This is a genomic window from Veillonella sp. AF36-20BH (assembly GCF_003602765.1).
Lineage (GTDB): Bacteria > Bacillota > Negativicutes > Veillonellales > Veillonellaceae > Veillonella > Veillonella hominis.
Genome location: NZ_QTLR01000002.1, coordinates 367,828 through 388,972, shown reverse-complemented (window position 1 = coordinate 388,972; position 21,145 = coordinate 367,828). Strand labels below are relative to the sequence as shown.

At 38.9% G+C, this 21,145-nt stretch carries 11 protein-coding genes; 1 reads left to right on the top strand and 10 read right to left on the bottom strand.

Annotation, left to right across the window (positions count from 1 at the left end; genetic code table 11):
- Positions 1-147: 147 nt before the first annotated feature.
- From DW000_RS04245 to DW000_RS04235, 3 genes are all read right to left on the bottom strand, one after another.
- Entirely contained in the window at positions 148-7,677 is a 7,530-nt protein-coding gene (locus tag DW000_RS04245) for an ESPR-type extended signal peptide-containing protein (RefSeq protein ID WP_120055256.1), read from the bottom strand.
- Positions 7,678-7,859: 182 nt separating this feature from the next.
- A complete protein-coding gene (locus DW000_RS04240) occupies positions 7,860-8,723 on the bottom strand; it encodes an IS30 family transposase (protein ID WP_081094609.1) in 864 nt (287 codons plus the stop codon).
- Positions 8,724-8,897: 174 nt separating this feature from the next.
- The gene (locus tag DW000_RS04235; RefSeq protein WP_120055254.1) at positions 8,898-9,941 is read right to left on the bottom strand and encodes an inverse autotransporter beta domain-containing protein; all 1,044 of its coding nucleotides are present in this window, start codon (positions 9,939-9,941) and stop codon (positions 8,898-8,900) included.
- A 419-nt stretch (positions 9,942-10,360) separates the two neighbouring features.
- Here DW000_RS04235 and DW000_RS04230 point away from each other — a divergent pair, with 419 nt between their 5' ends.
- Positions 10,361-11,770 carry a YadA-like family protein gene (locus DW000_RS04230; RefSeq protein ID WP_120055252.1) on the top strand — a complete coding sequence of 470 codons (1,410 nt, stop codon included), beginning with the start codon at positions 10,361-10,363 and terminating at the stop codon, positions 11,768-11,770.
- A 629-nt stretch (positions 11,771-12,399) separates the two neighbouring features.
- Here DW000_RS04230 and DW000_RS04225 read toward each other — a convergent pair.
- The 7 genes from DW000_RS04225 to DW000_RS04195 all read right to left on the bottom strand — a co-directional run bounded on the left by DW000_RS04225 (position 12,400) and on the right by DW000_RS04195 (position 21,138).
- A complete protein-coding gene (locus DW000_RS04225) occupies positions 12,400-14,769 on the bottom strand; it encodes an autotransporter outer membrane beta-barrel domain-containing protein (protein WP_120055250.1) in 2,370 nt (789 codons plus the stop codon).
- 431 nt (positions 14,770-15,200) lie between these two features.
- Positions 15,201-15,527 carry a Tat pathway signal protein gene (locus DW000_RS04220; RefSeq protein ID WP_119563086.1) on the bottom strand — a complete coding sequence of 109 codons (327 nt, stop codon included), beginning with the start codon at positions 15,525-15,527 and terminating at the stop codon, positions 15,201-15,203.
- A gap of 66 nt (positions 15,528-15,593) precedes the next feature.
- Complete coding sequence (locus DW000_RS04215; RefSeq protein WP_101928925.1) at positions 15,594-16,670, bottom strand: acyltransferase family protein; 1,077 nt, start codon at positions 16,668-16,670, stop codon at positions 15,594-15,596.
- Positions 16,671-16,905: 235 nt separating this feature from the next.
- On the bottom strand, positions 16,906-17,961 hold the full coding sequence (locus DW000_RS04210) for an NAD-dependent epimerase/dehydratase family protein (RefSeq protein ID WP_004692912.1): 1,056 nt from the start codon (positions 17,959-17,961) through the stop codon (positions 16,906-16,908).
- Positions 17,962-17,966: 5 nt separating this feature from the next.
- Positions 17,967-18,887 carry an NAD-dependent epimerase/dehydratase family protein gene (locus DW000_RS04205; RefSeq protein ID WP_004692913.1) on the bottom strand — a complete coding sequence of 307 codons (921 nt, stop codon included), beginning with the start codon at positions 18,885-18,887 and terminating at the stop codon, positions 17,967-17,969.
- Positions 18,888-18,900: 13 nt separating this feature from the next.
- A complete protein-coding gene (locus tag DW000_RS04200; protein WP_008601795.1) occupies positions 18,901-20,409 on the bottom strand; it encodes a transporter in 1,509 nt (502 codons plus the stop codon).
- A 9-nt stretch (positions 20,410-20,418) separates the two neighbouring features.
- Positions 20,419-21,138 carry an IspD/TarI family cytidylyltransferase gene (locus tag DW000_RS04195; RefSeq protein WP_008601797.1) on the bottom strand — a complete coding sequence of 240 codons (720 nt, stop codon included), beginning with the start codon at positions 21,136-21,138 and terminating at the stop codon, positions 20,419-20,421.
- Between the last annotated feature and the right edge of the window lie 7 nt (positions 21,139-21,145).

The following is a 21,145-nucleotide window of genomic DNA, read 5'->3' as shown; positions in this document are numbered from 1 at the left end:
TCATAAACTTTCCATATGAATACAAAAAGAGATGGCCAATCTCCTTTGATCAGCCATCTCTTTTTTAATGAGAAATGCTATGTCATTTCCTTTTTCTTAGTGAGAAATAGTATTTCATTTCCCTAATAATATGCTATGATACATCGATTATTTTGTTTTTTCAATGCGAGATCCATAGTTATCTCTGTAGTCATTTTGGTCAACATCGTCTTTATCGTTGATGCGAACACGTTCTACCTTATTGCGATCATTATCGCCGCCGGACACACGATCCACACGGAATCTATCGATATTTCTAATAGATTCGAGTTCGGAGCCGAATTCATCAACAGAACGCGCCATATTTCCATCTGCAGGTGCACCATTTTGTAATGCTCTATAGATAATAGCCGCATATTCATAACGTGTTAACGTACGATCGCCTTTGAATTCTCCATCAGGATAACCTTGTAAGTATCCACGTTCTCCCAATGTCTTAACATATTGATATGCCCAGTGATTTTCAGGAACATCAGGGAATACCATGGCATGACGAGAGCCGTTTCCAGGAACCGGAGCTTGACCGGATTCATAAGCTTCTAATTTCTTAGTCAACATTTCTACTTGTTGTTTCAAGCCCAACACGTCTTTTGCTACGGAAACGCGTGAACGAGATACCGTATTATTTTGACTAAATTTCCAGCTTACCCCTACGTTAAGCATGTTTTCGCCGCCACTGAAAGAACCGCCTACGCTGACCATAGTGTCTTCATTAGGACGATAGTATGCACCAATAGCAACGGCATTTGTGCCTTTGTAATTACCATAGGAAGCCGCGAAATCCCATTTATCATCAGGATCGAAGTCTAGCGGATGTAAACCGGCTAACGCAGCGGCACTAGCGCCTACACGGTTAATTTGTGTACCTAATTTAGAAACGCGACCACTTAAACCATATAATTGGCTGCCGTTTACAGCATCTGTGCTGTTTGCGGAAACTTCGCCAGGTGCTACGTTTACAATCTTATTTCCACCGTTGTCTAAACCGTCTTTAGTAACAGAAACAGGCTTGCCGGCTGTACCGTTTTCGATAGTCAAACCGTTGTTAGTTAAGCTGCTGTCACCTGTTTTTACTGTTGTCGCATTAACGTTTGTAGCATTGACTGTATTAGCATTTACAGTGTTAAGACCTTGCAAGTTTTTTGCCAAGCGCAATTTCAAGGTATCTGTGCCATCGGAAACAACACCGATATTAGCCTCATCCGTTAATTTACTTTCATCGGAAATGCCACCCTTAACATTGACTTGAGTGTTAAGCTTCTTCTTGATAACGTTACCGCTGTCACCACCGTATTTCATGCCGTCGTCTTTGGTTGCCACTTGATGAGTCGTACCATCTTCATCTTTATACTTGATGCGAGTGATTTCTTTATCATCAAGGTTAGGATCGCCTTTTTCAACGGTGATATCAGCACTGCGTCCATCTTTACCGTTTAATCCGATATGACCAATGCCGTTTTTACCGGACATAGATACAGCATCTTTACCGTCTTTACCGGAAATGCCTACCTTTCCATTTGTACCGTCAGCACCGTTAGGACCTGTAATGGAAACACCGTCTTGACCATCTTTACCGACCTTCACCTTATCAGTAGTTACGCTATCGGTTTTGATGTTCTTCGCCATCTTGATGGTGATGTTACCCGCTTGATCAGCTACGGTTTTGATATTTTCACCGGAATATTTATCATCCGCTTCGGTACCTTCGCCTTTAATAGTAACCTTTTGACCTAAATCACGGTGGAACTCGCCTGTATTACCTGCAAAATCCATGCCTTTCTTCGTGATTTCATCACCCATATTGGTAATCTTTTGATTTAAAGAGTCATGAGATGCTTTTAATTGATCTTCCGTGGCAGCTCGGCCGCTAACGATATTAGCAGGATCGAATGTTTTATTTTCCAATCCGGTAACATAGCCGTCTTTACCGTCCACAGCGATTTTACCTGCATCAATCTTACCGTCTTTACCGTCAATTGTTACCTTATCTCCGGCCTTGATGATACCATTTTCACCATCAATCGCCACTTTACCTGCAGTAATATTACCTTTGTTGCCATCGATTGTAACCTTATCGCCGGCCTTGATCGTACCTGTAGTACCATCAAGCACAATTTGTTTCGTAGGATCCGAACCCAATGTCACTTGATCTTTAAGAGCAACTTCATAGTTCGTGGAACCATTTTGATTTGTAGTTTTTGTAACAGTAATATTATTGCCGGCACTTACGGTAGTAGTCGCAGCTGCAGTCGCTTTATCCAATTGAGATTTATTAACTGCATCTTTATCATCAACACCGTCAGCTACATTGGTAATCTTATTGCCCCCATTATTTAGGCCATCACCTGTTAAGGATACGGTCTTATTACCTGTTGGGTCTACCTTATTGATGGTAATACCGTCTTTATTAACAACGGTCTTGTTTCCAGCATTATCTTCAGTCGTTACACCGTTTGCATTAGTAACGGTTTTGTTACCATTTCCATCTTGAGCTGTTACGCTAGTCACGGTAATATCGTCTTTCATAGCGACACGAACAGATGTGCCGTCTACCTTTGTAGAGATATTTTTACCATCGCCGATCACATCAACATCTTCACCAAGAGGTTTATGAACCTTGTTGCCGTCTTCCGCTTTGATACCGAAGCCTTTTGCAATCAATGCATCGCTTTGAGATTTCAATTGGCCGAGATTTACTGCATCAGTATCGCTGGTGCCATTGGCAACGTTTTGGATTCTTGTGCTGTTAGCATTGATACCATTTGTCGTCATAGAAGGACCATTATTGATGGTAATACCATTGGTATTTATAGTCGTATTGCCGGTCGTAACGGATTCTAAGCCGGTAAGTTTTTTAGCTAACCGTACTTTCAGATTGTTAGTACCGTCAGATACAACACCGATATTGTCATCGGTAGTCAATTTACCTTCATCCGTAATGCCACCAACTACATTTACTTGTTCATTAAGTTTCTTATTGATGACATTTCCTGTGTCACCACCGTACTTCATGCCGTCATCCAATGTAGCTACGTCATGTTTAGTACCATTCTTTTCTTCCACAACGAGGCGTGTGATGCTAGTGCCGTCAACACCAGCTTTGCCCTCGCCACCCTTAATGGAGATGCCGTTAGCACCGTCCTTGCCGTTCAATCCGATGGAGCCGTCTTTGCCGTTGATTACTACAGCGGAGCCGTCTTTACCGTTAACGCCGATAGAGCCGTCTTTGCCGTCAGCACCCTTCTTACCAAGCACTAAGTCGTCGCTTACATTGACTTTATACGGATTATTAGCGGAACCGTCGCCTTCAACGGTTGTGTTTTTACCGTCCACAAGTTTAGTCGCATTGGAACTGATTTCGTCACGTAATTGAGCAAGGTTGACAGCATCTGTTAAATCTGTACCCTTAGCTACATTCTTAATTTGGTTACCGCCATTATTTAGGCCATCACCTGTTAAAGATACGGTCTTATTACCTGTTGGGTCTACCTTATTGATGGTAATACCGTCTTTATTAACAACGGTCTTGTTTCCAGCATTATCTTCAGTCGTTACACCGTTTGCATTAGTAACGGTTTTGTTACCATTTCCATCTTGAGCTGTTACGCTAGTCACGGTAATATCGTCTTTCATAGCGACACGAACGGATGTGCCGTCTACCTTTGTAGAGATATTTTTGCCATCGCCGATTACGTCAACATCTTCACCAAGAGCTTTATGAACCTTGTTGCCGTCTTCCGCTTTGATACCGAAGCCTTTGGCAGTCAATGCATCGCTTTGAGATTTTAATTGACCGAAGTTAACTGCATCACTGTTATCAGTACCATTAGCTACATTAGTAATCTTCTTACCGCCTGCGTCGATGCCGGTCTTAACGATCCTAGGACCGTTGTTGATAGTCACACCATTCGTTGTCATCGTAGTATCGCCGGTTTTAACCGTATTAGCATTCACGGTATTAAGACCATTAAGATCCTTCGCCAATTTTACGGTCATCTTATTATTTGTGGCTTCTGTAACGACACCGATATTATTATCAGTTAAATTATTTCCGTTCGCACCACCAAGGATAGACATAGCTTGATTGGAACCACGGTGTATCACATTGTTGTCAGCCGCCGCAGTAGCACCGATTGTAGAATTGTCGGAGCCAAAGCGCAATGGTAATGTATGGTTATACAATTGGCTACCATTGATAGCATCTGTACTGGTGGTACTTACCAAACCAGCTGCTACATTTTGAATTCGTCTTTCCTTGCCTACGGAGCCGACAGTGACTACGCCTGCAGGTGTACCGCCTGCATAGTTATAGGTACCGTTACCTGTGTATGCATCCATGCCTTTTGTACTGGCACCGGCTACTACATAAGCGGATTTACTACCTAAGTATACGGAATTACCCAATGTTGCCGTCACATCGCTACCCAATATTTGAGTATCGGAGAGATTACGTGCTGTATTGGATGTGTCGATGGTATTGTTATTACCTACAATACCGATATTTTTAAGATCTTTGTTGCCACTGTTTTTGGCTTGAATAGTATTCTTGGAACCTGTTACAGAAATACCGAGGATATTGCCTGCATCGCCTTGAGTAGACGCATCAGGATCACCGGAAACAGTATTATCATTACCGGTGATCATCACATCTTCGATTTTCTTAGGTGTTGTCAATAACGCCATGGATTCCAATTTAACGGTATTACTATTACCGACAAGTCTATTTTTATTACCTTCTAAACGGTTTTGATTACCGAATACACCGGAATTAGTAGCTGTAATAGTAGCTCCAGTCCCTGCCGGATTGTTGCTGTTATCACTACCTACCACATATGTATTGGCACCGGATACGGCACTTCTTGCACCAATTGCAGCGGATGTACTTCCGGATGCTTGTGCTTGTGTACCGATAGCAAGAGCATCATTAGCTAAAGCTTGTGCTGTATCACCTAATGCACTCGCACTCTTACTATTACTTTTAGCATCGCTACCGATAGCAATCGCCTTGCTGTCGGATACGCCTGCGGAATAACCGATGGCAATCGCTTTATCTACCGCATCGCCTTTGTTTTTAATGGATGATGTAGCCAGTGTACCCATAGCAATAGAACTATTACCTGCGGATTGAGCACCGGCACCGATAGCCATGTTGTATTCATAACCGGTAACGGCAAGTGTTTGTTTTAGACCATTTGCAGCATTGCCGTCAGAATATCCTACACCAAGAGTGATACTGCCCGTACTTTGAGCTTCATTGTTATTACCAATAGCAACGCTTCGTTCGCCTAATGCCTTAATACTCACACCGGCAGCCATGGAATCTACACCGGAAGCCAAATCATTGTTAAAGTTATTATTATTCGATGATTTTACAGAGTAATAATGCGTTTTTGAAGTATCTACCAATTCTTTAACTTGTTTTACGTTAGTAGCATCGGTATCTAATACACCTGGTGCCACATTGCGGACAATAGTACCTTTACCGCTCGTGTTGCGAAGAGTAATGCTATTATCGGCAGGGCCTGTGGTTACGGTATCGTAGAATATCCCAGTATTGCCGGCACCACCAGCTCCGGCATTCGTTACACGAGCCACTGTATCATCAATGGATCTTTTCAATTGTGCTACTGTAACTGCATCTTGATCCGCAGAACCATCGGCTACATTTACGATACGACGCAATGCACCGGTGTCACCTACGGAAACCACGTTCCTTGGTTTTGCTTGACCGGTTAAATATCCGGTACCCGTATTCATAGCAGCGGTCGCTACTGAACTATTCCCAAGAGCGATATTGCCATCTTCAGAGCGAGCACCTTGACCGATTGCAACACTGGCAGCACCTGTTGCTCTTGCGTTAAAACCGATTGCGGTAGCGCCATTATCATTAGCACTAGCTTGATAGCCGATAGCTACTGCATCATCAGCCGCTATAGTTTCACTACCAATAGCAGTAGATTGAATTCTAGATACAGGTGCATCATTTTTATTAGCATGATAACCGATAGATACGTTTTTGCCTTCTGATGTATTACCGGTAGAACCTATATTTGTACCGGCTTCGGAACCAATAGCCACATTATGATCACTTTTAACGGCTTTGCCAGTTTTATAACCGATAGCGATATTTTGTTGACCATCTATATCATGACCGGCATTGTCACCGATGACAACATGAGAACCTTTAGCCCCCAACAAGTCACCAACCATACCTTTACCGGCATTATTACCGACAACAACAGAGCCTGTAGCGGTAGATTCAGCCTTATTACCAATAGCGATACCTGCACCTGCATTAGCTAGTGCTTCAGTACCAATGGCAACGGAATCTGCTTGACCTGCCGAAGCTTTTTTACCCATCGCAACTGCGCCTACATCACCAGCTTTCGCTTCCGTACCGAAAGATAAGCTATCTTTTCCGGACGCAACGGTCTCCTTACCGATAGCAACACCGGCTTCACTTCTAACTTTTGTCCCATCACCGATAGCAATCGCACTATTGCTGTTCTTTTCAACAGTAGTAGTGTTACCGATAGCTATGGCATTGTTTGATGCAATAGTTTTAGCATCGGTGCCGATTGCCATGCTATTGCTCACAATTTGAGTATTAGCACCATCATTGTAAACTGTGGCCCTTTTACCCATAGCGATAGAAGTATTGCCACGTGCATTAGCTTTATCACCAATGGATACGCTGGACTGCCCACCGCCAAGAACGACAACGGAGCTGTTGCCATCAGCTGTCATGCCCGCAAAGGACCCGCTAGTTGCATTATTACCTATAGCAACACTTCTGCTAGCAGTACCGGAAGCTCGAGCATCATTACCGATAGCTAATGAATCCTGAGCACCCGCATAAGACTTAACACCTACAGCAATTGCATCATCACCTAGTGCCTGTGCATCATCACCTGTAGAGTTGGCTCTGAAATATTTCATGCCCGGTTTAGTTGGAACTAACCCCAATTTAGTATTGAGGTCTTCCAATTTATCAATGGCGACTTTATTTTTATCGATATTTGTCTTATTGGTTCCAATTGCAGTCTTATTTGTATTGATAGCATTAGTATTTGCTTGAATATTGGTCTTATTTGTATTGATATTATTAGTATTTGCTTGAATATTGGTCTTATTAGTATTAATAGAACCGGTATTAGCTGCAATAGCATTTTTATTAGTATCTATAGCCGCCTTATTTTTAGCGATATCTGTCTTATTAGTTTCAGTCGCAGTTTTATTTGCAGCAATAGCTGTCTTATTCGTTTCGATCGCTGCTTTATTAGTCCCAATATCTGTCTTATTTTGGGTAATATTTGTTGTAGCTGTTGCCATTTCAGCGGTAGTAGCAACACCTGTCGCAGCAACGGTAATCGTATTAGTTGCAGCATCCTTAGTTACAGAAATGTTAGGGCCGGCAACAATTTTATCACCGTCATTAATCGTTTCCGCCTGAACACCGCAGATTCCTCCCATGAGGAACATACCTACCAACAACGCTCTGCTTAAGCCTTTAGCTGAAGTCGAAATAGACTTTAATAGAGGGTTGCCATTCGCCTTACCCCCATTTTTTGCTAATTCTGACACTACTTCATATTGACCTTTTGTGCGATTATACACGACCTTATAGACTCGATTCATTACATCACTCCTATTTTAACAACATAATAATTTGAAACACACTAAAAACTTTTAATTATACATTTATAACATACACTAATGATAATCAGGTTCATACTACCATTATTTTTTATCGAAATCAATACTTTTTTCATCTTGTTTTCACAATTAATTTAGAGTAATCAAACATTTGTGACAAATACCTATGCCTTTTGATTCATAAAGTACTCTGTTACAACTTGGTTCGGTGATTTAAAGTTTAAGACTTTCTGTGCAATGTTGTTATATCTATTAACATATCGACTATGTGCTTTTAGAAAACTCTCCATACTATTAAACTTACGAGAATAGAATCTTTCACCATCAATTCGATGACTGCGCTCTACTTTTCCATTCTGCCACGGAGAAAATGGCCTTGTCGTCTTATGCTCTAATAACGTCACTAATACGTTATCTGTTTTATCCTTTGTTCCACGAACAGTATCTAATTCCCAATGACCAAATTCTTTACGAGTTTCAATTGTAGCATCACGAAGTTCTATGGATTGCCCCAGTTCGCGCTTATGTTTTCTGACAATGGATTTTCTCATAGAACGACGTACTACCAAAGGCAGATCAATGGCTTTTACCCCAAGTAAACCTTGATGAAGATAGTTATATAAAGTTTTTGTACAAACCATTTCATTACGTGCAAATATACACTGACGATTAGCATATCCGACAACAGCATCAAAAGACCAATGTTCTTTAAATACTTTTTCTTCAACCCAAAGTATGAAGGACTCTATGGAACCTAACTTCATTGTATTAAATGAGCCAAGACGTTGTTGTTCATATGTTAATTGCCCTGAATCTGCTACATATACAATACAGACTTTACCTTGTCGAATTTGGACAACTGAACCACGTTTTAGTTCTGTATAAATAGTGGTTCTAGAGCGTCCTAATACGGTTGCAATAGCGGTAACAGAATCACCTGCGGCGATTCTCTTTTCTACATAAAAGCGTTCTTCAAGGTTTAAGTGTTTGTTTGTACGTAATGTCGTGTTATGATTAGTATAGCCCATAGTGATTACCTCGGTTAGATTATGTTTGGTCACTTAAATCATGACACAAGGTTCACTATGGACTTTTTATGTGTTCAATTTCATTCTACAATTAAGCTATTGCTTTTATCTAAAAATAAATATAGATTCTTATGCGGCTTTTATCAAAATAATAAATATATATATACTAATCTATCAATCAACGTGCACCGTATGTTGACGACGCACATTTTCCAACATATTAGCACGAACCGATGTTTTTGTATCCGATCGATGGTTACCACCAAACCATGCCGTATCGACACCGGCTAGACGGAACATGATTTTTCCGTACGGACTGCCGTGCTCATGCTCGGGCTTATTATAGCCCATGTCCACGGAAATCCTTGGCGTGAGCTGCAACTCCGTACCGATGCGCAAGCCATGCTTATCCTCACTACGCCGCAACTGCCAACGATAGGCTTCCATGTACACGCGCGCCCAACGAGCATTCTTAAAGCTAGTCCCATATTCCGCAGTATATCCGTTAGACACATTTTCCAAGCGTGACGCACCATCAAAGGAACGCTCGCTGGACACACCGCGATACCAGTTCATGCGAAACGCACCAATCCCCGACACATACTCCAGCCCAACACTCATGCGACCGTGATTGCCTCTGAACCGATGGTCATAAAATAGATTACCACCGTAATAGTGTTCATCGTTCGCTGCGATTCGGCGATAGCCGATGCCCACATTCGCCGTCGTTCCTGTATCCGCTGCATTCGCCAAACGCTCCTGTGTAAACCACACATGGCGAGATGTCTCATCATAATGACCTAGTGGTTGCAAGGTTTCCACGCCATACAAGGGCTTCCAGTTTTTCTGAAAGCGCAATGATACGACAGTTCTCTGCATCCAGGGCTTCGCCTTCGATCCGTGCATTGCGGAATGAACACCCGTCATGACCACCGCCTGCAACGCAGAATTGACTGCATCCGTATCGGAATAACGAGTCGTCTTTTTATCTGTGGAGTCCGGCATCTCCAATCCGCCCTGACCGATAACATGGTCCGGCGTATGGGACGAATTAACATGGAAGGTATCTAAGTCGTCAGATAATACGGTCTTACTTTCACTATGAACTTGTTTTACCGTAGTCCCCTGTATAGGCTGCTCTGCTTTATTTACCTGCTCCCCCGATACAGGCATGACAAACATATAAAGGGCACCCATCAACACGATTATATATTTCATTACACACTCTTACATACAAACACACTTTTCATTACGCACATAATTATTTACTTAATTATGTACTTAATACGTCATTACACACGATTACACACGCCGATGACTCATGATTTTATCATGAACAAAACATGAAATTATTTCTATTTTATATAAATATATAGAGGCTTGTCAATGCATATAGAATGCAATGTATACATATAAAATGCTAGAATACAATTTATAGAATAAATAAATATTTAAACTTTATAATTATGTGTCAAAGGTTTCTTATTAACTATAAATACCTATAGAATATATTGTATATTTATTGGAATTATGTGAATATTCTATTTACAATATACCTTTTTGGTATTATAGTAGCCATGTAAGTCTTTTTATGAAAGTTTTGTGAAAGTTTGTTTGTACACAAAGGAGTGTATACGATGAGTAAGAAACGTTTTGTATTAGCAAGTGTTGTAATGGTAGCTTTGTCCGCCTCAGTTTATGCGGCGCCGGTCAATATCGTTGATAACAACGGTAACATCGGCAAGGAAGGTCAAACTTTCACCGCAGGAACAGGCGGCAACATCACCCTCGGTGAGAATGCCGGTGCGGCGAACGGCAAGGGTAAGAATGTTAATGCGCAAGGTAATAACATAGCCTTAGGTGCAGCTGCTGGGGCCGGCTCATCAGGCGGCGGCAATATCAACCTTGGGGCGAAGTCCTTCCGAGGCAGTACTGGCGATTTTAACGTAACCGTCGGTTTCGCCGCAGGTAATGCAAGCCAGTTGACGAACTCCATTGTCATGGGGACTCAATCAGGGGAAAACTCCGCAGGTGATAAAAACGTGTGGATTGGTAATTTTCAAGGTGCTAACAGTAAGGCCAGCAATTCTGTAGCCATCGGCTCGAATTCAACAGTAAACGGTCAGTTCGACCTTGCCGTAGGGCATTATGTGAATGTAAAAGCCGCAAAAGGTTTGGCTGTAGGCTCTTATAATACACTATCAGAGAAAGCGACCGCATCCGGTGTATTCGGCCAGGGCGAATACGGTAAAACAGCTATTGATGCAGCCAATTCTTACAGTATAGGTAATTACAACCACATTTCTGGAGAGAACACCTTTGTTCTCGGCAATAATGTGACTACCTCTCTAAAAAATGGCGTTGTCCTTGGCAATGATTCCGCTGACGGCGATGTAGTCGGTACAGCAAGTCATACCTTTGAAAATGGTACTACCGTCAACTATGCCGGCACCGCCCCTGTATCAACAGTATCCGTAGGGGCTAAGGGCAAGGAACGGACGATTACCAATCTCGCAGCAGGTCGCGTGAGTGCTACCTCTACAGATGCGGTCAACGGATCCCAACTCTACGGCGTTCATCAAATGATTGATACCCTTGGTAAAAGTACAAGTCAACAGCTTAATAATTCTATTAGCACCATTGAAAAGTCTGTACAACATGTATCTCAAGAGGTACAACGTGTTGAATCGGAATCCAATAAAGGTGATGCTCGTGCCGCTGCATTAGCTGCATTACATCCATTACCATATGATCCAGATAATCGCGTTCAATACATGGCGGGCTACGGTCATTATAAAAATGCAAATGCAGTAGCTTTAGGTATAGGCTATTATCACAAAGATAATCTTTTACTCACCACAGGGTTTACGATGAACAATCACGTTATGGCCAATGTAGGCATCACCTATAGACCAGGAAAATCTTTATCTACTGCTATGTCCCCTGCCTCTTATAACGCACTAGAACAACGCGTACAAGCATTAGAAACACAAAATAAAGATCTACAAGAAACAGTAAAACGCTTGGTAGACAAACTTGAAAAATAATAAGATCACTTTATAGTAGTCCTATAACTACTTTCACACAAACACACTAAAACCAAAACACAAAAAAGCTGTACATACATAATCAATTTTTGAACCACCTTTGATGTTACATTCGTTTTGACATCAAATCCATTCAATCTAATCTATGTATGTACAGCTTTTATGATTATTTATATGTAGTTATTATAATAATGTATTTCATCTCAATTTGACGATATATATTTTTATCCCTATAATATAGGTAGATAGCCAAGCGAGTGGTTCCGTTAGGCTCATCTCAGAACTATAAATAATTGATGAAATGGCCTTTCAGTTATCCAGTTACTGGTAACGAAGGGCTATTTGTCTTTTCCAAGACAAATAAGAGCCACAAGTGCACCAAAGGCAATAACTACAGTTATTACCTCTAGAATTAGCATGATTAACTCATAATCACTCATAGACACCCCTCCCTTCATTAACGAAGAGAGGCCCAACCTCGTTGGCTATCCTAATCCTATTATAAGTCGAACTAATGCTCGATACAATAAGAAACGTTTTAAAGAAATATATGAATGAATCAATAGACGACTTTACCTGTCATGCAATTATCGATGTACTAAAATCGCTCCTATCTATTAATAATTCGCTTAAAATTTATGTGTAAATCCTGCATTTACAGACCAACCGGCCTTATAATCACCAGATAGACCTGTACTAATATCAGCAAAGATGCTGTTATTTGCATTAAAACCGTAGCGACCTCCAAAGGCTAAATCTGTCCAAGTGCCTTTAATGTCCTCGGAAGTGTATTTAGTAGTAGCACCACTAGTATATGTAGTTTTTACTGTACCAGAGAATGCATGGTTAACACCAAGACGAGTATATAGATTACCTGCGCCGAAATGTTTACCGATTTCAAGGCCAAGACCGCCTACTGTACTGCTCACACCAGACTGATCTACTTTCATACTGCCAGCATTGAAGCTATCACCACCAAAGTGAGTATAGCTCAATTGTGCTTGTGGCTCGATATATGTACCATTAGAAAGTTTCACGGTTTTACCATAGCGTGCACCAATTGTATACGCATTAGCTTTAGTCTCACCAGAAAATTTTTCACCAATCTCATTACGAACAGTGAAATCGTTAGATGCACGACCTACTTGGGACTCAATATGGATATATTGGTTGTTACCAAGATTTTTCAAACCATACGCACCAACAGCAAAGGCTTTTTCCTTACCAGAGCCGTTGAAAACGTAATCATCGTTACCACGAAGATAAGAAACTTGACCACCTACGGTCCAACCGCTACCAGTTTTAGCATCGTAACCACCTTGGATACGCGTGTATGTTGTATCTGTATCGATTCCGCTTCCATTAAAGTTGTATTTACCTCCACCAACGCGAGCCCAAATACCTGTTGGTTCACCTTGTTGTAATACGCGTGAACGATACATATTATCTGTCAACGTTCTCCAACCATTAATATTACTCATGATGGCGGAACGAGTACCACGCATATGTGGCGTATCAAAGGCACCCATATTGACATTCATCTGAGGATTCTGCTCAAGAGCTGGTACTTGTTTTTCCTCAGTTTTTGGAGTCGGTTGCGGTGTTGGTTTCACTTCCGGCTTAGGTGTTGGAACCGGAGCCGGTTTTACCTCAGGCTTCGGAGTCGGTTGCGGTGCTGGTTTCACTTCCGGCTTAGGTGTTGGAACCGGAGCCGGTTTTACCTCAGGCTTCGGAGTTGGTTGCGGTGTTGGTTTCACTTCCGGCTTAGGCGTTGGAACTGGAGCCGGTTTTACCTCAGGCTTCGGAGTCGGTTGCGGTGCTGGCTTTACCTCAGGCTTAGGCGTTGGTACCGGAGCCGGTTTCACCTCAGGCTTCGGAGTCGGTTGCACCTTACCATACTCATATTTACCCTGACCATTTTTATCGGCCTGCCACGTAACAGCACCTTCCTTAGCATAACCTTCGTTTAATACTTTAAAACGCGCAGATTCAGCACCTTCAGAAGCAATAGCAACCGTGCCTTGAAGATTTCTTTCACCATTTACATAATTATGGTAGTACACCTTATGCGCCAAATTATCCAAAACTTTATTTACATTGTCCTCAGTAGACAAGTCTAAGCCCTTACGACTCGTGTACATATGAGCACCGGAATTAGGTGCCGCACTTGTAATATGAACATCACCACCCCAGAATGATTCTGGAGTCAATCCATTTACAATATTTTCACGCTCTTTATAACTTGGATCCTCTTTATCATCATACTCACCATTTGGATCATACACAAAATTTACATGGCCTTCTAATTTATCAATGTGAATTTCATTATGCTCACTTTGAGTTACTATGGATTCAAAATTACGATTTTTTGAACCGACCAAACGATGTACACGGCTTGGAGTTGTCATTGTGCTATAACTAGTACCATTCAAACCGCCTTGATACATATGGTCCCAATAACCACGATCACCAAGAAATACATTGATATGGTTTGGCTGTTTTGCATTCTTATCTGCTAAGTTGAGAGCAAAGCCAGTCCATAGTACTTCATCACTATCTACACCGATATTAATTTCAGATGGATGTGTATTGCTACCATCGATACGTACATCGCCTTCAATGGACATATCATGGCCAGTAAAATTACCCTTATTACCATCTACGCCGAGATTTACAGTACCGCCTTTAGCAATAACAAGTGGATTACTGTCACGACCAACTTGAAGATCGCCATTTTTAATATTCACAGTACTTCCATTTTGACTAGTAATGATAGTCTTTCGTCCATCCATTAGTCTACCAGATACATAATCTGCATTAATAGTACTCTTATTATCTGCATCAATTCCAAACAGTGTCCCTTGTACCTTTCCCAAGTTTAAAGTTTCACCTTTAACAGCACTAACAACAGGATATTCTGCCATTACATACGGCACTACAGAGCTAGCAATCGTCAGGGCAATCGCTAAGGATAAATTCGCTTTACACATGCGTTTCATAATAACCCTCTCTTATTCACACTATAAATTATAATTAAACATTTTTAATTATAATTTATAAGGCTATTATTGTAAACATAAGAAAACTGTTTCATCATCAAAAAATAATAAATAACAAAAAAAGGCGGCACCTAAGTGCTGCTCATAATTATAAAAAAATCTATTGAAAGCTATATTATCATTTATTCGAATTTGACGATATATATCTTTATCCCTTTAATATAGGTAGATAGCCAGACGAGTAGTTCTGTCGGGCTCATCCCAAAAGAATAAAGAATATGATGGAATGGCCTTTCAGTTCTCCAGTCACTGGTAACGAAGGGCTATTTTCTTTTTCCAAAGCAAAAGAAAAGGCAGAGATTATGTAACATGTCCTCCATTACTAGATGTTCAGTAATGGAGGACATATCAATAATTCCTGCCTTTTTTGTTTATCTACGGGCCACGCGCATGGCTGCCATCATGCCTGGCGACTTCCAGACGGATTGGCCATTATCTGATACGAGTTTATTATTATCGTAAAATACGTCTGCATTGTAATAGTTGTCATCACTAGATGTCACTTTGTAGCTAAGACCTGCTGTTGTGTACACCGTAAAGTTGAGTATATCCCCCACCCGTTTTACAGAGTCTTGATCTACATACCAGTTATTACCGAGATACGTCGTAGCATACACATCTTGACGAGCTTCTACATCGTTTGTGCTAATGCCAATTAATACAAGCAACGCCGCTAACATATATAAGAATTTACGCATTATAATTACCTCCCGTTTTATGGTAAGAATACTTATATATTATACCAAAAAACACTGATAATCGCATTATAATGGCACTACTTTCTCAACCCTTGACTGAATTCGCTCGAGGCTCGGCGTGATTGCTTTCATCACAGGTTTTTCTATGAAATCTAACCGCACATAGTCTACAATCATACCGATGACAAAAATAAGCACCACTACAAGAACTGCATACAGAGGTAATAGTATTGAATCATAGTACTGATACGTTGCTAATACATTGTCCCACATGTAATGAAGGAATAGCTTATTATCATGCAATAGGTATATACCAAAGGTAGTAGATGCTACCGCATTAATCCAAGGGTGATAAGTGATCTTTGCTTTCAAAAAAATAATAAATACGCCAATGCCTAATAGCAATTGAAAGAAGCCATAATCATTTTGCGTAAAGTAGAAAATCTGTTTCATATACACTGGATTCGTCATAGCTAGTACATCGACGAGGATATCCCCTAGAAAGGCCCCTACAAAGCCTATGGCGGTAAAAATAATACCTATTTTCTTTGTTATATGTGAGCCGTACAGTTTGATGTACGCCCCTAGCGAATAGAATACGACAAATGAAAAGATATGTTTAAATCCAAAGGTGGTATGCGGTACATTAGGCCACAAATTCAGCACCGTCGGCATTAAGAACCAAATTACCGTGGAAACCACTAGGAGTATAACGTAGTATGTATGCTGCAGCCAATGAAGTACTCGATTAATAACAGGCGTTAATAAATAGAGTACTAAAAAGTTCTGGGCGAACCAACTCATGGCACCAATGGGCAATAAAGCGAGCATCATATTCCTTGACGTCACCGTATCGAGTCCTAAACCCATAGCCATGCCGAGCATGGCAATGCTGTAAAACCATATTTGCCCAACTAATTTGGCAAACTTGTGCAACTTCAAGCTACTAGAAATCATAAAATAGCCTGTTATCATAACAAAGGCGACTACACCAGCCTTACCTCCAAGTCCAAATACTTGGAGAAACACCTTATTAAACGTTAAATCTGGCGTAAAGGGGAAACAACCGTGCACGCTGAAATGGTGCATAATAATTAGTATCATCGAAATGATACGCAACAATTCAATATTGCTCGCTCTCATTCTCTATACCTCATATTCTTCCTCTTAAACTATATGAATACTACGCCAACTAGTAACTACCTAGATGACTTGTATACATCATAAAATACATGAAATATATGAGAATGTTGTGACAATTTTTACACATAAAAAAGACAGCTGATATAATCAACTGTCTTTACAAATTATATATTATCAAGTTACTCTAATATACTTGTTTTTAACATATACGATTCGGTACGACTATTTTTTACCCTTATGAGATGTTCTTCTCATATTTTATATAATCAATTAAATTTCTATATCCTGTTACCATGTTAATCTTGGGTTTCCACCCTAACGACTGGATTTTTTCACTATTTAGAATAAATTTTACATCATGTGCATATCCATATTGATTGGCATTATCTGGTATATCAAATACCACGTCTATTTTACCCTTAGCGACTTCTTTCGCTACTAAATTTGCAATATCTTTGATGCTTCTTGTTTCATTACTATTACATATATTATATGCTTCTCCACATTCTCCTTTAAACAGTAATAGTACCAAAGCGGAAAGTACATCAGTTATATAACAAAAGTTTGATACAGATTGTCCTTTGGTATGTAAAATAATATTTTCATTATGCATAACACTTTTAGCAAATTGCATAGATACACGATTATCTAAAAGTGAAAGACCTGGACCAAAACATTGTGCAACGCGAGCAATACAAATTGGTACATTATATTCATGAAAATAAGCACTACAGTAACATTCACAAATACGTTTACCTTCAGAATACGAACTTCTAACATCTAAATGATTAATATAACCTAAATCATCTTCAGTCATATTTTGATAATCCACTTGCTGAATACCATATTGTTCCATAGAGGATAAATATACGATTTTTTTAACTCTATTCTTTGTTGCATATTGCAAGACGTCTAATGTTGTACTAATGCTACCATTTAACGTTTCAACTGGCTGTGTAACAAAAAACTTAGATGTAGTAGGTGCTGCAGTGTGAAATATATAATCAACAGAATCATTACATGCAACAAGGCCATTAGTAATATAGACTAACTGTTCTGAATTCTTAAGGTTAGAGAACAAAGCCTCTGCCTTTTCTATATTTCTCACGGAACAAATAATATTAATATCTGTTCCATATTTCATATTACTAACTAAAAACAATCGGGTGAGCATAGATCCTATGAATCCGGTTGCCCCCGTTATCAAAATAGTTTTCCCTGAAAGTTTAGATAAGAAAATATGAATATCTTTAGCAGTGCGTTCCAACTCATAAGATAAAACATCATTCATAAATACTAGCCCTCTACTGTTTTAAAATACTCATATGTTTTTATTAACCCATCGTGTAAATTATATTTTGCTGTAAATAAAAGCTCTTTTTCTGATTTATCAGTTGCCAAAACAGAATCTCTAATATCGCCTAATCTAGGCTTATCATAAACTACCTCTATATCTTTACCGCTAATATTTCTAAACTCATCCACTAACAAATTGACGGAACTTGAGATGCCAGTACTTACATTATAAATACCTGTAACCTGGTGTTGCATACCTAAAATATTAGCTTCAACTACATCATCCACATATATAAAGTCCCTTGTTTGTTTTCCATCACCGTAAATAATAATAGGAGAGCCTTGTACAATCGCTTTAGCAAAAATACTAATAACGCCCCCCTCTCCACCATTACCTTGTCGTGGACCAAACACATTAGAATAGCGATAACATATATATGGTAATCCAAAAGCTTCATGATAAATACGAAGATAATGTTCTGTAGTTAACTTTGTTAATCCATAAAATGAAGACGGATTTCCAATCATTTCCTCATTTAGTGGTAATGTATCTAAATTACCATAAACCGCTGCAGAAGATGGCATCAAAAACTTTTTAACATCTAGTTTTACTGCTGCATTAAGTAAATTGATTAACCCCATCAAATTAATATCACAATCTAACATTGGATCACTCATAGATGTGGAAACTTCAGTTTGTGCAGCCTCATGAAATATATAGTCTGGACGAAATTCTTCTAAGACAGAGTATAACTTTGGGTCTCTAATATCCAATTCTACGAATTGTGCTTTCGAATGAACAAATTCTTTGTTTCCTGTATATAAGTTATCAATAACCTGTACAGTATGACCATCCTCTATTAAACGATCAACTAAATGAGAGCCAATAAACCCAGCCCCACCAGTTACAGTTATTCTCATTATTATCCCCTTCTTATAGCCTACTTTTTATTAAATCAAGATAAAACCTTAATTCTTTACTTCTAATAAATAATATTCCCCATGCCACTATTATAAAGATGCTATTACATACAACCCCCAGTAAAAGCCCAAACCAGCCACTATCCAAAGCAATAAACTGTGATAAGAATTTACTGAAATAAACTAATATAAATGTAATTAGAGTATAACGGAAATAAAGTTTAAAATAACTAACCAAAGACCAACGTAATCCGTATTTAAACAAAACATATGGTTCAACTATAAAAGGCATACAAATCGTACTAATAAACATAGCCAATAACACGCCCCAAACATCAAAATATTGAACCAAAACAATGGAAGATCCTAAATTTATTAAGGCCTCTATTAAGGACATATATCGATTTTGCCAAAAGAGCCCCATAGCATCTTTAAATACTAAGACGCCTTTACGCATAAACATTAGATAGAAGTTGATAACCATCCAAAGCACTATACTTTCATCAAAACGATAGCTACTTCCTAGCCAGATGGTAATAAATGGATTTAACAAAAGGTACAAGTTACTACAGATAAAACAAGCCAAATAGGCTGTCATAAATTCTAATCTCTTGAAAATGACTAATTTATGAGCATCATCATGAGACTCATTCAAATTTCCTACAGATGCCTTTAGTGCATTAAATACCTGATCAGACAACTTATCGATACCATTAATAATCAAATAATAATTCGTATATAACGCAACAGCACTTAAACCTACAAATTTTGATAAAATAATATTTGATGTTCCAAAAACAGTAACACCACCAATTTTATGAAGTATTAAAGCCTTTATATTTCTAATAATATTTTGGTATATATCTTTATTTAAAGGCTGAATATTCTTTTCATTTAAGAACGAATATAAGTGATCGGCTTTTCTAGCTATTAAAAAATTCTCAGAAAAGGTCATACATATACGTAGAATAATATATACCCAAAAACTATGAGTTAAAATGACTAAGGCAATTTGGAATAAACTCCCTATCAGTTGAGTAATCCCTCTGTAATAGTTAGCTATATATTGTTTTTGGTCAGCTATAAGCAAGCATTTTTTATAAGAGTAAAAATAACTAATACCCGTATCAACAACAAAAAGTAAAAAGAAAATATTTAAATATGCAATATTAGGAGGTACCTTTATAAGATATTGAACAAAAGGCGATATACATAACCCTAAGAATAGAATAAGTGTACCAATATAAATATATGCTTTTTTAAATATTCTCATGATTGATTTTGCTGTTTCTAAATCATGATTAGCTAAAGGAGAATATAAACTAAATATAATAGCTGGACCAATGCCCAATTCAGTAAGAGATAATACAGTCAAAATATTATCAAATAAACCATTCAAGCCTAAATATTCAATAGATAAATAATATAGTAATACAAAACGGATAATGAACTGTAATACCATATTTAATCCATATACAATTAACGTGGAATTTATATTCTTAATTGCACTAACTGTCCGCATAATATCAGCCTATAATCCCATAATATTGAGGCTATTTTTTACTTCTAAATAAGCCTTAAATGTATAAAAATCAATAGGTGTTGTAATCTTAATATTCTCAGCTGGTCCTATTACTGTAAACAGTTCAGTCCCATAAAACTGCATCATAGATGCCGAATCTATGAACTCCAAGTTTTCAGATCTTGCTTTGTCATGTGCCTTATAAATATCTTTTAAATAGAAACATTGTGGAGCTTTAGCAAGTAAACATTCATCTCGAGAAAGTATTTTCCCTACATGAGAAAGCTCATTATCTTTTAAAACAATAGTTTCTATAGCTTGTGAAACAGTAATGGCATTGCCATATGTTTTTGTGGACGATATACACGTATTAATTAGCTCATCAGAAATAATAGGTCTAACCCCATCATGTAGTAAAACTATACTATCTTGATCATATAGTCTTGAAGACTCTTGAATTCCAAGATAAATTGACTCTTGCCCTGTTTTTCCACCTGGAATAATCGATTTGACTTTATCCAAACTATACTTTTGTACTAATTTACTAACCTCTCCAATAATAGACTCTAATACTACCAAAACAATTCCATCAATATTATCATTATTTTGAAAGTGTTCTAGCGTATACACTAATATTGGTTTCCCATTAACTTCTAGCAATTGTTTCGGTGTGCCAGTTGAACTCATGCGTTGTCCAGTTCCTCCAGCAAAAATAATACCTATATTCATGCTATAC